The organism is Massilia sp. BKSP1R2A-1, from assembly GCF_050586525.1.
GTDB lineage: Bacteria > Pseudomonadota > Gammaproteobacteria > Burkholderiales > Burkholderiaceae_D > Telluria.
In genome coordinates this window covers 98840-112062 of the sequence record NZ_JBOBRE010000019.1, presented here as the reverse complement: position 1 = coordinate 112062, position 13223 = coordinate 98840, and the positions used below count along the sequence as shown (strand labels likewise).

Below are 13223 nucleotides of genomic sequence, written 5' to 3'. Positions count from 1 at the left end.
CTATCTTCCTTTAAAAGAAACGTTTATTTGTTTTTTAGCTTGCTTGGAGACGGGATCCACATGAACCCCGTCTCCGGTTTTGTATTACTTGGCTTTCGCGGTGACGATAGCGTCGATCACGTGCTTCGGAGCTTCCGAATAGTGCTTGAACTCCATCGTGTAGGTCGCACGGCCCTGGGTCGCCGAACGCAGCGAGGTCGAGTAACCGAACATTTCCGACAGCGGGACTTCGGCCTTGATGATCTTGCCGCCGCCGCCCGGGATTTCGTCCATGCCCTGCACCATACCGCGGCGGGACGACAGGTCGCCCATCACGGTACCGGCGTAGTCTTCCGGCGTTTCCACTTCCACGGCCATCATCGGCTCGAGGATGACCGGATTCGCTTTACGGCAGCCGTCCTTGAACGCCATCGAGCCCGCCATGCGGAACGCGTTTTCGTTCGAGTCGACGTCGTGGTACGAACCGAAGGTCAGGGTGACTTTGACGTCAACCACCGGGTAGCCAGCCAGCACGCCGCTGGTCAGGGTTTCGCGCACACCCTTCTCGACTGCCGGGATGTATTCGCGAGGAACCACACCGCCCTTGATGGCGTCGACGAATTCGAAGCCCTTGCCCGGCTCTTGCGGCTCGATCGACAGGACAGCGTGACCGTACTGGCCGCGACCGCCCGACTGCTTGACGAACTTGCCTTCGACGTCGGTGACTGCCTTGCGGATGGTTTCGCGGTATGCAACCTGCGGCTTGCCGACGGTCGCTTCCACGTTGAACTCACGCTTCATGCGGTCAACGATAATTTCCAGGTGCAGCTCGCCCATACCACCGATGATGGTCTGGCCCGACTCTTCGTCGGTACGCACGCGGAACGACGGGTCTTCCTGAGCCAGACGGTTCAGTGCCAGGCCCATCTTTTCCTGGTCAGCCTTGGTCTTCGGCTCGACTGCCTGCTGGATGACCGGCTCCGGGAACACCATCTTTTCGAGGATGATCGGTGCCGACGGATCGCACAGGGTTTCGCCGGTGGTTGCTTCTTTCAGGCCGACTGCTGCGGCGATGTCGCCTGCGCGGACTTCCTTGATTTCTTCGCGCTGGTTCGCGTGCATCTGCAGAATACGGCCGACGCGTTCCTTCTTGCCCTTGATCGGGTTGTAGACGGTATCGCCCGAGTTGATGACGCCCGAGTACACGCGGAAGAAGATCAGCTGGCCGACGAACGGGTCGGTCATGATCTTGAATGCCAGCGCAGCGAACTTCTCGCTGTCGTCGGCCTTGCGGCTGACCGGCTGGTCGTCTTCATCGGTACCCGAGACCGGCGGGATGTCCACTGGCGACGGCAGGTATTCGATGACCGCGTCCAGCATTGCCTGCACGCCCTTGTTCTTGAATGCGGTGCCGCACATCATCGGGACGATTTCGCCCGCGATGGTACGCTGGCGCAGCGCCTTCTTGATCTCGGCTTCCGACAGCTCGCCCTCTTCGAGGTACTTGTTCATCAGCTCTTCCGACGCTTCGGCGGCGGTTTCGACCAGCTTTTCGCGCCACTCGTTGCAGGTGTCGACCAGTTCGGCCGGCACGTCGACGTAGTCGAACTTCATGCCCTGCGATGCGTCATCCCACAGGATGGCCTTCATCTTGACCAGGTCGACCACGCCCTTGAAGTTGTCTTCGGCGCCGATAGGCACTTGCAGCGGGATCGGGTTGGCCTTCAGGCGGGCGCGCATCTGCTCGTACACCTTGAAGAAGTTCGCACCGGTACGGTCCATCTTGTTGACGAATGCCAGACGCGGGACTTTGTACTTGTTAGCCTGACGCCACACGGTTTCCGACTGCGGCTGCACGCCGCCGACTGCGCAGTAGACCATGCAGGCGCCGTCCAGCACGCGCATCGAACGTTCCACCTCGATGGTGAAGTCGACGTGGCCCGGGGTATCGATGATGTTGAAGCGGTGCGGCTCGAAGTTGTTGGCCATACCCTTCCAGAAGCAGGTCGTCGCTGCCGAGGTAATGGTAATGCCGCGCTCTTGCTCCTGCTCCATCCAGTCCATGGTGGCGGCGCCGTCGTGCACTTCACCGATCTTGTGGTTCACACCCGTGTAGAACAGGATGCGCTCGGTGGTGGTCGTTTTACCGGCGTCGATGTGAGCGGAAATACCGATGTTGCGGTAGCGCTCAATGGGGGTAGTGCGTGCCATAATTTTTCCTAAATCTTTGAATGGACAAAACCGGGCAACATTTTGAGGATCAAAACGCGCCCGGCCTGAACAACGGATACTGCAGGCCGCACCACCCGAAGGGGTTTGGCCATGTGCTTAGAAGCGGAAGTGCGAGAACGCCTTGTTCGCTTCTGCCATGCGGTGGACTTCGTCACGACGCTTCATCGCGCCGCCGCGCATTTCTGCGGCTTCCATCAGTTCACCACCCAGGCGTTGCGGCATGGATTTTTCGCTGCGCTTGTTTGCGGCTTCGCGCAACCAACGCATGGACAGCGCCATACGACGAACCGGACGAACTTCCACTGGCACCTGGTAGTTGGCGCCACCGACACGGCGGGACTTGACTTCCACCAGCGGCTTGGCGTTGTTGATCGCGGTCGTGAACACTTCCAGCGGGTCTTTGCCCGATTTGGACTGGATGTATTCGAACGCACCGTAGATGATGTTTTCAGCGACCGATTTTTTACCGGACAGCATCAGAACGTTGACGAACTTGGCGACATCGGTGTTGCCGAATTTTGGATCCGGCAGGATTTCGCGCTTGGGTACTTCACGACGACGTGGCATTTCAATTCCTTCCTATCTTCAGTTGAGTGCGGGATCCACACTCGCGAAAGACCCTCATGATCTTTCACTTACTCGGCCTTCCGGCCGGCTCAACTTAACTTTTTAATGTGACCTGTCTGTGACAGGGCAGAATTACTTCTTGGCGCCAGCTTTAGCGCGCTTCGCACCGTACTTCGAGCGAGCCTGCTTACGGTCTTTCACGCCCTGGGTATCCAGCGCGCCGCGGACCATGTGGTAACGCACACCCGGCAAGTCTTTCACACGGCCGCCGCGGATCAGGACGACGCTGTGCTCTTGCAGGTTGTGGCCTTCACCGCCGATGTACGAAATGACTTCGAAACCGTTGGTCAGGCGAACCTTGGCGACCTTACGCAGTGCCGAGTTCGGCTTCTTCGGGGTCGTGGTGTAGACACGGGTGCAAACACCGCGCTTTTGCGGGCAGTTTTCCAGTGCCGGCGACTTGCTCTTCACAACCGCGGCTTCACGCGGCTTGCGAATCAGTTGATTGATGGTTGGCATCGTTCAAAAATCCAACAAAGTTACTACGTTGATGACCCGGGACGGTGATGGCATGGCCCGGGGACTGAAACCTTGTCTCTATTCACCACTCACAGCGGAGGCGACGAAAGCCACTCAACAATGGAGCGGCTGCGAATGCGTATACCATGTGCAGAATAAATCGAGAACTCGCGAGTATAGACTTGATACGGCAGTGGGTCAACCGCTTTGCCGCCTCGTCAAGCCCTTATTCGGGGTCGGCGGCGGTAAACCGGCGGTTTACCGTGGTGGATGTGGCAAGCTTGCTACAAACCCGGGGCGGGGAAGTCTTGGTAAGCTCTGCAAAACTTCGCATTTCCGGCGATAAAGACGGGATAATAGCCGATTTCCCGCTTACACCGCTCCATGCCCCGACTGCCGCATCCGCTGCTGCGCCCCGCGAACCTGTACCTGCTGCTGAGCTATGCCCTGCTCTCCTGCATGCCGCTGGCCGCGCCGCTGATGGGCGTACAGGGAGGCGACCCGTGGCAGCTGCTGGGCGCCGGCGTGTTCGCCTGGATCGCCGTCTGGGCCCTGTTCAAGCGTCCGGCCTGGTTCCACTGGGCCCTGCTGCCGGCCTTCCTCGCCCTGCCGACCGAACTCTATCTCCTGACGTATTACGGGCAGGGCATCTCGACCCACCACCTGGGCATCATCGCCGAGACCAGCCCCAGCGAGGCGCTGGAATTCCTCGGTGCGAAAGCCTGGCTGCTGGGCGTCGTGCTCATCGGCGTGCTGCTGTGGTTCGGCTCGACCTGGGCGGTGGCCTGGCGCACCCGCGCGCTGGACTGGAACGACCGCTCGCGCTGGCTCGTGCTGGCCGTGCTCGGACTGGCGCTGGCGGTGCTGGGCGCCCAGCGCTTCATGCCCTCCCTGCCCGCCTGGGCCAGGCTGCCGGTCGAGACCGGCGTGTTCGCGCGCTCCTGGCCCTTCGGCCTCACGGCGCGCGGCATCGACTTCTATAAAGAGCGCGTGTATCTCGCGGAACTGAACCGGCGCAGCGCCGCCTTCCGCTTCGGCGCTACCCAGGCGGGCCCGGAGCACGGCCCGCAGCTCGTGGTGGTGGTCATCGGCGAATCCTCGCGCTACGACCGCTGGAGCCTGAACGGCTATGCGCGCGAGACCAATCCCCTGCTGGCGAAGGAGGAGAACCTGGTCATGCTGAAGGACGTGATCACGCCGGTGTCGGCCACCCGCCTGTCGGTGCCGGTCATCATTTCGAGGAAGCCCGCGATGCAAAGCCTGAAGGACGGCTTCTCCGAAAAATCCTTCCTGTCGGCCTTCAAGGAAGCCGGCTTCAAGACCTTCTGGATCTCGAACCAGGTCTCCTTCGGCAAGTTCGACACGCCGGTGTCGGTGTTCGCCAAGGAGGCGGACGACGTGCAGTTCCTGAACCTGGGCGGCTTTTCGGACGCCTCCAACCATGACAGCGTGCTGCTCGCGCCCCTGCGGCGCGCGATCGCCGACCCGGCGCAGAAGGTGCTGGTGGTGCTGCATACATTAGGGAGCCACTGGAACTACGGCCACCGCTATCCGAAGGAGTTCGACCGCTGGCAGCCTTCCCTGCAGTCGATCGCGAAACCGGATTACACCGACACCCGGATCGAGCCGCAGATGAACAACAGCTACGACAGCGCCATTTTGTACACGGACTGGTTCCTGTCGAACGTGATCGGCCTCTTGAAGGAGAGCAGCCTGCCGTCCTCGCTGTTATATGTCGCCGACCACGGCCAGACCCTGTACGACAAGTCCTGCAGGATCGCCTTCCACGGCCATAACACGCAGTACGAATTCCACGTGCCGGCCTTCGTCTGGTATTCGGACGCCTATCGCGAACGTTTTCCGGCCAAGGTCGAGCAGCTGCGCAAGCACCGCAAGGCCAGGCTCTCGACCGAGAACATGTTCCACACCGTGCTGGACATGGCCGACATCCGCTATCCCGGCGAGCGCCTTGAATGGAGCTTCGTGAACCCGGCCCTCAAGCGCCACAAGCGCTACGTGGACAGCTGGGGCTGGACGGATTATGACGATGCGACCATGAAGGGCGATTGCCGCGAGGTGATCGCGAAAGGCAAGCCGCTGCCGCGCCGCTAGGTCGTCCCTTCCACGCTGGACGCCTGGCGCAGCAGGGCCGCGCGCAGCGCCCGTCCCGCCGGTCCGAGCGGCGCGTCGAGCCGGTGCGCGATGTAGGCCTCCGAACGCAGTCCACCGGCGCGGCCGAGTCCCTGCGCCTTGATGCGCACCAGGCGCCCGGCAAGCAGGTCCTGCTCGACCAGCCAGGCCGGCAGCCTTCCCCATCCCAGGCCGGCGACGATCATGGCGTGCTTGGCGTCCTGGGTATTCACACGGCAGGTCTGGGGCGAGAGCACACCGAAACTGCGACCTTCCGACAACGGCGTCGGATCGGCCAGCACGATTTGTAGATGGTCGGCCAGCTCCGGCGGGCCGATGGCTGCCTGCGCACGCGCGGCCAGCGGATGATGCGGCGCGACCACGGCCAGCTGTTCGACGGTGCGGATGCCCTCCAGCGCGATGCGCGGGTCGCGGAAGTCTTCGCCGACCAGGATCGCCAGCGTGCTGCGCTCCTCCAGCAGGGCGCGCAGCGGCCCGCCCAGTGCTTCGATGGCCAGCCCGATGCCGACTGTCGGAAAAGCGGCGCGCACCTCGGCCAGGGCGGCGCCCACCTGGGCGATGGGAAAAAGGGTATCGACGGTGAGCGACAGCGCGAGTTCGACACCCTCGCCCATGCCGCGCGCGCGTGCCCGCATGGCATCCACCCTGAGCAGGATATCGCGCGCGTTCGCGAGCAGCGCCTCGCCCTCGGACGTCAGCACCGGCCGGTGCCCGGAGCGATCGAACAGGCTGACACCGAGTTCGCCCTCCAGGTTGGCGATCGCATGGCTGATGGCGGATTGCACGCGCAGCAGGCGCGCGGCGCCGGCGCGGAAGCTTCCGCTGTCGGCGACCGTCACGAAAGTACGCAGCTGGTCAAGGGTCAGGACATCCAACATGATCAATCCAATCGATCAAACTCATCGACTTTATATCACTCCCGCTGAATGAATGCTTGCCTTAGCCTTGCCTCACAAGCAAGCAAGGAAAGGAGCAGCGATGACGAAGCTATTGGTTCTGTATTACTCCTCATACGGCCACATTGAAGCCATGGCCAATGCGGTCGCCGCGGGCGCGCGTGAAGGCGGCGCCAGTGTCCATATCAAACGGGTGCCGGAACTGGTCCCGGAACGGGTCGCGCAGAAGGCGGGCTACAAGCGCGCGCAGGAGGCACCGGTCGCGACGGTAGCCGAACTGGCCGACTATGACGCGATCGTGATCGGCACGCCCACCCGCTTCGGCAATATGGCGGCGCAGATGAAGAACTTCCTCGACCAGTGCGGCGGCCTGTGGGCCAGGGATGCCCTGGTCGGCAGGGTCGGCAGCGTGTTCGCATCGACAGGCAGCCAGCACGGCGGCCAGGAAAGCACGATCCTGTCGGTCCATACCGTGATGCTGCACCTCGGCATGGTCATCGTCGGCCTGCCCTACACCTTCAAGGGCCAGAACCGGATGGACGAGATCACGGGCTGCTCGCCCTATGGCGCCTCGACCCTGGCGGAAGACGGCGAGGGCGGCGACCGCCAGCCGAGCGCCAACGAGCTCGCAGGCGCGCGCTTCCAGGGCCGCCACGTGGCCGGCATCGCGCGCGCCCTGGCGGCATCGCGCCATCGGGACCCGGCATGAGGGCGGATATGGCGCGCACGGATGCGCAGTCCGGCGTGGGATGGGGGGCCGTGGCGCTGGTGGTCGCCGCCGGCATCGTCACGGCCTTCCAGGCCGGCAAGGCGGCGATCGCGACCCCCTGGCTGCTGGCGGACATGGGCCTGGACCTGTCGGCCGCGGGTTGGCTGACGGGCATCTTCGCGCTGCTCGGCATCCTCGGCGGCATCCCCGCCGGGGCGCTCGTGGCGCGCGTCGGCGACCGCCCGGTCCTGCTGGCCGGCCTGGCGACAGCGCTGCTGGGCGCGGTGCTCGGCGCGCTCGCGCCCGACTATACGGTGCTGCTCGCCGCGCGCATCCTGGAAGGCCTCGGTTTTCTCTTCATCACGGTCGCCGGCCCCGCCATCCTTGAGCGGGCCGTGCTGCCGGCACGGCGCGAATTCGCCTTCGGCCTATGGAGCTGCTTCATGCCGGCCGGACTGGCCCTGGCCATGGGCGTGGGCCCGCAGTACGGCGACTGGCGCGATCTGTGGTGGGCCAGCGCCGGGCTCGCGGCGGCAGTGCTGGCCGCTGCCGCCCTGCTGCCGCCGGCGCCGGCGCGCGCATCGCCCCCCATGCGCAGCATCGCCGGCGACGCCCTTTCCGTGCTGGGGAGCCGGCCGGCAGTGCTGCTGGCGCTCTGCTTTGCCCTGTACAGCCTGATGTTTTTCGCGCTGTTCGGTTTCCTGCCGGTCCTGCTGGTCGAGCGCATGGGTGTCGACGGGAACGCGGCCGGCCTGATGGCAAGCCTGGCCGCCGCCGCCAACATCATCGGCAACCTGGCGGCGGGCCGGCTCCTGGCGCGCGGCGCGCGGCGCTTCGTCCTGCTGGCCGCGGCCTGCCTGGCCATGGGGCTGACCGCGCCCGGCATCTACCTGCAATGGTTCGGCGCACTGCCCACGCTCCTGCTGTGCATCCTGTTCTCGGCCGTGGGCGGCCTGGTCCCGGCCACCCTGATCTCGTCGGCGCCCCTGCTGGCGCGCGAGGCCGGCCTGGTGCCTGTCATGCTGGGACTGCTCATGCAGGGGAGTGCTCTGGGCCAGGTGCTCGGCCCGGTATTCGTGGGCGGCGCCATCCAGGCCCATGGCTGGCAGGCGGCCGCCTGGATCGTCCTGGTGTCGGCCCTGGCGGCAGCCGGCGCCGCATCGGCCGTGCGTGCCGGCGGCGCGCGCGCTGGTCAATGAACTTCCGGTGCAGGCTCGGCGAGGTGACCATGCAGCCAGCGCGCCACCTCCGCCGCCCTGCCCTCGATTTCCGGACCGAAGCCCTGGGTGGCCAGCAGCGCGATGCCGTTCGGCTCGCGCAGCACGCCCGGTTGCAAGGCTGGCGCGCCGCCGCTCGTATCGATGCGGAAGGGTTCGAGCTTGCCGGCCAGGATGCGCGCCAGCACCAGGTTGTGCGAGGACACCAGCACCAGGTCGCGTGACGCCAGGCTTTCCAGCACCGCCGCGGCGCTGGACACCGATTCCAGGTGATTGGTGCCGCGGAAGACTTCATCGATCAGGCAGATGCCGCCTGGTGCGCCGCTGGCGTCCAGCAGTTCGCGCGCGCGGCGCAGTTCGGACATGTACAGGCTCTCGCCGCCCAGCAGCGAATCCTCGTTCTGCATGCTGGCGCGTACCGGCACCGCCGGCAGCACCGCGCGCTTCGCGTAGCAGAAGCCGAAGGCGCGCGCCGCCACCAGGTTCAGGCCCACCATGCGCAGGAAGGTGCTTTTTCCCGAGGCGTTCTGGCCCGAGATGAAGGCGCCGCGTCCGTCCAGCGCCACCGACAGCGCGGCCGGCCTGTCCATCAGCGGATGCACGCCCTCTTCCAGCTCCAGTACGCGCGGTGCGCTGCGCCCGGCCCAGCACCAGTGATCCAGGCCACGCAGGTGGCGCGCCAGGGTGACGTCGGCTTCCAGCGTGGCGGCCTCCAGGTAGCGCTCGCGCAGGAAGTCGCGCGCCGCGTGCACCGCCTCCATCGTGCGCCAGAAACGGCGCACATTGCAGGCGGCGAACCAGTTGAAATAGGACTCGGCGGGCGGGAAGGCGCGAAACAGCAGCGGCCGCGCGAGGCGCTGGTGCAGGCGCGCGTTCTGCGCGCGCGCCGCAACGAAGGGCTCGAGGAGCGGCCCGCCGAGCGCCGCCAGCCTGGTGCTCGCCGCCAGCAGGGCCTGCAGGCTGTTCAGGACCTGGTTCCAGGCTTCGACGCGGCGGTGCCAGGCGATCTGCAGTCCCATCAGGGGCGCCACGGCGGCCAGGGTCGCCATCCAGCCCAGCGGCTGCGTGAGGAGCAAACCCAGGGACAGGAGCAGGAGCAGCGGCAGCACCCAGGTGAAGCGCGCCCAGGCCGGCGGGCTTGGCGCCTCGCCTTCGAACAGCAGGCCGGCGACTTCGGTCTCGGCGTGGCGCAGGGGACGCAGGGCCTTCATGAGCGCGTCGACACGGGGCGCATCGTCGAGCAGGCCGCGCAGGCGTTCGCCGAGGGCGGCGGTTTCACGGTCGTCCAGGCCCGCGCGCAGGCGGCGGTGCAGGAGCTGGCGGCCGAAGATGCTGGTCTGCCGCGTCAGCGTTTCCTCATAGGGTTCGAGCAGCAGGTCCTGCCAGGTCTGGGCATCGAGCGCGGCGCGGCTGTCCGGCGTGACGCAATGCAGGCGGCTGATCTCTTCCGGCGTGAAGAATGGCGTGGGTGGCTCGCGTTCGGCCTCGGGCTTGAAGAAATCGGTGACAGGGCGAAGCAGGTCGGACAGGAGAGATCGGATCATGCCGCGATCCTAGCAGCGCGGCCGCTCTCCAAATCTCAAGCATTGTCACCGATGCCGGCCGCCAGGCGGATGAAGGCGTCCTGGTACTCGACCGCGGCGTCGTCCGCGCGCCTGCCGAGGAAGATGCTCTTCGGGATGCCGTTCTGGCCCAGGCGCACCGGCACCACCGGCATCTTCACCGCGTACTCCTCGACCAGCCAGCGCGGCAGTGCCGCCACGCCGCGTCCGCTGGCGACCATCTGCAGCAGGATGTCGGTGGTCTCGATGGTCTTGCGCTGGCGCGGCGCGCAGCCGGCAGGCAGGAAGAAGGCGTTGTAGATGTCGAGGCGGTCGATGTCGACCGGGTAGGTGATCAGGACTTCCTCCACCAGGTCGCAGGGCTCGACGTACTCCCGCCCCGCGAGCGGATGGCGCTTCGCGACCACCAGCACCTGTTCGTAGTCGAACACCGGCACCCAGGCCAGGCCCGCCTTGTGCACCGGGTCGGGCGTCACCAGCACGTCGATCTCCCACTCCTCCAGCGCCTTGATGCCGCCGAACTGGAAGCGCTGCTTGACGTCCACGTCGACGTCCGGCCAGGCGGCGAGATAGGGCGCCACCACCTTCAGCAGCCACTGGTAGCAGGGCGCACACTCCATCCCGATGCGCAGGGTGCCGCGCTGCCCCTGCGCATACTGCGCCATCAGGCGTTCGGCGTGCTCGAGCTGGGGCAGCAGGCGCCCGCCCAAAGCCAGCAGATAGAGGCCGGCCGGGGTCGGACGCAAGCTGCGGCCGTCGCGGATCCAGACGTCGACGCCAAGCTGCCCTTCCAGCTTGCGGATCGCGTGGCTCAGTGCGGACTGGGTCAGGTGCAGCGCCTCGGCGGCAGCCGTCAGCGAGCCGCGCTGCGCGACCTCGCGCAGGATCAGGAGATGGAAACGCTCGATCATATGCATGAAGAAAATCGATGGATATATGAAATCATATCAATTTTATTCATGAGTTGTCCGTCCTATCATGGCTTCGACATCAACAGGACCACTGCCATGACCACCACACACAACCTCGGCTTTCCCCGCATCGGCGCCCGGCGCGAACTGAAATTCGCCCTGGAACGCTATTGGCAAGGCGCCGCCACCGCCGGCGAACTGGAAGCGCAGGCCGCCGAGCTGCGCACCCGCCACTGGGCGCAGCAATCCGCGCTCGACTACGCTCCCGTGGGCGACTTCTCCCTCTACGACCAGGTGCTCGACATGAGCTTCACCCTGGGACACATCCCGGCCCGCGCCCACGGCCATGGCGGCACGCTGCTCGACCAGTACTTCCGCGTCGCACGCGGCCGTGCGCCGGGCGACGCCGATTGCGGCTGCGTGCATGCCGGCGAGATGACCAAGTGGTTCGACACCAACTACCACTACATCGTCCCCGAGTTCGACGCCACCACCACCTTCGCCCTCGACACCAGCCGCCTGCAGGCGCAGCTGCGCGAGGCGCAGGACGCCGGTGTGCACGCCAAGCCGGTGATCCTCGGGCCCCTCACCTATCTCTGGCTCGGCAAGTCGAAGGACGGCAGCGAGCGCCTGGCGTTGCTGCCTGCCCTCTTGAAGGTGTATGCCCGGCTGCTCGACTGGCTCGCCAGCGAAGGCGTCGAGTGGGTGCAGGTCGACGAACCGGCCCTCGCGACAAGCCTCGATCCGCGCTGGCGCCAGGCCTACGAGGAGGCCTATGCCGCCCTGCAGGGCCACGGCCCGAAGCTGCTGCTGGCCACCTATTTCGGTCCCCTCGGCGAGAACCTGCCGCTGGCCTGCAAGCTGCCGGTCGCCGGCCTGCACCTGGACGCCATCAACGCCGAGCACGAAGTAGCAAGCGCCATCGCGCTGCTGGCGCCGCAGCAGATCCTGTCGCTCGGCGTCGTCGACGGCCGCAACATCTGGAAGACCGACCTGCACGCGACGCTGTCCTGGCTGGAGCCGGTGCAGCGGCAGCTGCAGGAACGCCTGTGGATCGCGCCATCGTGCTCGCTGCTGCATGTCCCCGTCGACCTGGAGCTCGAGACCGATCTGGACCCGGAAATCCGCTCATGGCTCGCCTTCGCCGTGCAGAAGCTGGAAGAGCTGCGCCTGCTGGCATGCGCCCTCGACCACGGCCGCGTCAAGGTGCAGGAAGCGCTGCTGGCCAATGCCGCCGCCGTCGACCGCCGCCGCGCGTCGAAACGCGTGCACCGTCCGGAAGTCGCCCAGGCCGTCGCCGCCATCACCCCGGAGATGGGCCAGCGCGCCAGCCCGCACGCCCAGCGCCTCACCGAGCAGGCGGCGGTGCTGAACCTGCCCAGCTATCCCACCACCACGATCGGCTCCTTCCCGCAGACGCCGGAGATCCGCCAGGCACGCCAGCGCCACAAGCGCGGCGAACTCGACGCCGACGGCTACCGCGCCGCCATGCAAGCCGAGATTCGGCGCTGCGTGCGCGAGCAGGAAGCGCTGGACCTGGACGTCCTCGTGCACGGCGAGGCCGAACGCAACGACATGGTCGAATACTTCGGCGAGCAGCTCGACGGCTATGCCTTCAGCGCCAACGGCTGGGTGCAGTCCTATGGCTCGCGCTGCGTCAAGCCGCCCATCCTCTACGGCGACGTGCGCCGCCCGCGCCCGATGACGGTCGAATGGACCCGCTACGCCCAGTCGCTCACAAGCAAACCGATGAAGGGCATGCTCACCGGCCCGGTCACGATGCTCAACTGGTCCTTCGTGCGCGACGACCAGCCGCGCGCCGCCACCTGCCGCCAGTTGGCCCTCGCCATTCGGGAAGAGGTGCAGGACCTGGAACGCGCGGGCGTACGCATCATCCAGATCGACGAAGCGGCGCTGCGCGAAGGCCTGCCGCTACGCCGCGACAAATGGGACGACTATCTCGGCTGGGCGGTCGAGGCCTTCCGCATCGCCGCCAATGGCGTGCGCGATGCGACGCAGATCCACACCCATATGTGCTACTCGGAGTTCAACGACATCATCCAGGCCATCGCCGCCATGGATGCCGACGTGATCACCATCGAGACCTCGCGCTCGGGCCTCGAGCTGCTGGACGCCTTCGACGGCTTCCGCTACCCGAACGGCATCGGCCCCGGCGTCTACGACATCCACTCGCCCAACACGCCGAGTCGCGAGCAGATCGTGAAGCTGATGCGCGAAGCGGCGGCGCGCATTCCGCCCGCGCAGCTGTGGGTCAATCCGGACTGCGGCCTCAAGACGCGCCGCTGGGAAGAGGTGCTGCCGGCGCTGGAGAACATGGTGGCGGCGGCGCGCACGCTGCGCGAAGCGGCCTGACCGGCGATTGTCCCGCGCCGCGCCGCCTTGCTGCGACCGGCTGCGTACGTTCTCCCACATACCGCCGGTTGAGGTTCTGGCACGCTCCCTTTTCACATCCATATAAC

General features: G+C 65.9%; 10 protein-coding genes. 4 read left to right on the top strand and 6 right to left on the bottom strand.

Annotation, left to right across the window (positions count from 1 at the left end):
- Positions 1–84: 84 nt before the first annotated feature.
- The 3 genes from fusA to rpsL all read right to left on the bottom strand — a co-directional run bounded on the left by fusA (position 85) and on the right by rpsL (position 3297).
- Positions 85–2190 (bottom strand): elongation factor G, encoded by a 2106-nt coding sequence (fusA, locus tag ACQ7JA_RS23240; protein WP_430902076.1) that lies wholly within the window; start codon positions 2188–2190, stop codon positions 85–87.
- A 117-nt stretch (positions 2191–2307) separates the two neighbouring features.
- The gene (gene rpsG / locus ACQ7JA_RS23235) at positions 2308–2778 is read right to left on the bottom strand and encodes a 30S ribosomal protein S7 (protein ID WP_231058255.1); all 471 of its coding nucleotides are present in this window, start codon (positions 2776–2778) and stop codon (positions 2308–2310) included.
- A 132-nt stretch (positions 2779–2910) separates the two neighbouring features.
- Positions 2911–3297 (bottom strand): 30S ribosomal protein S12, encoded by a 387-nt coding sequence (rpsL, locus tag ACQ7JA_RS23230; RefSeq protein ID WP_027867278.1) that lies wholly within the window; start codon positions 3295–3297, stop codon positions 2911–2913.
- 384 nt (positions 3298–3681) lie between these two features.
- On the opposite strand from rpsL, the gene ACQ7JA_RS23225 reads away from it, so the two are divergent.
- Positions 3682–5409 (top strand): phosphoethanolamine transferase, encoded by a 1728-nt coding sequence (locus ACQ7JA_RS23225; protein WP_430902075.1) that lies wholly within the window; start codon positions 3682–3684, stop codon positions 5407–5409.
- Here ACQ7JA_RS23225 and ACQ7JA_RS23220 read toward each other — a convergent pair.
- Positions 5406–6326 carry a LysR family transcriptional regulator gene (locus tag ACQ7JA_RS23220; protein WP_430902074.1) on the bottom strand — a complete coding sequence of 307 codons (921 nt, stop codon included), beginning with the start codon at positions 6324–6326 and terminating at the stop codon, positions 5406–5408. The two genes, ACQ7JA_RS23225 and ACQ7JA_RS23220, sit on opposite strands and share 4 nt — an antisense overlap.
- 100 nt (positions 6327–6426) lie before the next feature.
- Here ACQ7JA_RS23220 and wrbA point away from each other — a divergent pair, with 100 nt between their 5' ends.
- Both wrbA and ACQ7JA_RS23210 read left to right on the top strand, forming a co-directional pair.
- Positions 6427–7053: an NAD(P)H:quinone oxidoreductase gene (gene wrbA, locus ACQ7JA_RS23215; protein ID WP_430902073.1), complete on the top strand. Its 627-nt coding sequence runs from the start codon at positions 6427–6429 to the stop codon at positions 7051–7053.
- Entirely contained in the window at positions 7050–8252 is a 1203-nt protein-coding gene (locus tag ACQ7JA_RS23210) for a CynX/NimT family MFS transporter (protein ID WP_430902072.1), read from the top strand. The genes wrbA and ACQ7JA_RS23210 overlap by 4 nt, the downstream gene beginning before the upstream one ends.
- Here ACQ7JA_RS23210 and ACQ7JA_RS23205 read toward each other — a convergent pair.
- Complete coding sequence (locus ACQ7JA_RS23205; RefSeq protein WP_430902071.1) at positions 8246–9814, bottom strand: MutS-related protein; 1569 nt, start codon at positions 9812–9814, stop codon at positions 8246–8248. The genes ACQ7JA_RS23210 and ACQ7JA_RS23205 overlap by 7 nt on opposite strands.
- A gap of 35 nt (positions 9815–9849) precedes the next feature.
- Complete coding sequence (locus ACQ7JA_RS23200; protein ID WP_430902077.1) at positions 9850–10743, bottom strand: LysR family transcriptional regulator; 894 nt, start codon at positions 10741–10743, stop codon at positions 9850–9852.
- A gap of 96 nt (positions 10744–10839) precedes the next feature.
- Between ACQ7JA_RS23200 and metE the strand changes: the two genes are divergently transcribed.
- Positions 10840–13116, top strand: coding sequence for a 5-methyltetrahydropteroyltriglutamate--homocysteine S-methyltransferase (gene metE, locus ACQ7JA_RS23195; RefSeq protein ID WP_430902070.1), 2277 nt, complete (start codon positions 10840–10842; stop codon positions 13114–13116).
- The last annotated feature ends 107 nt before the right edge of the window (positions 13117–13223 follow it).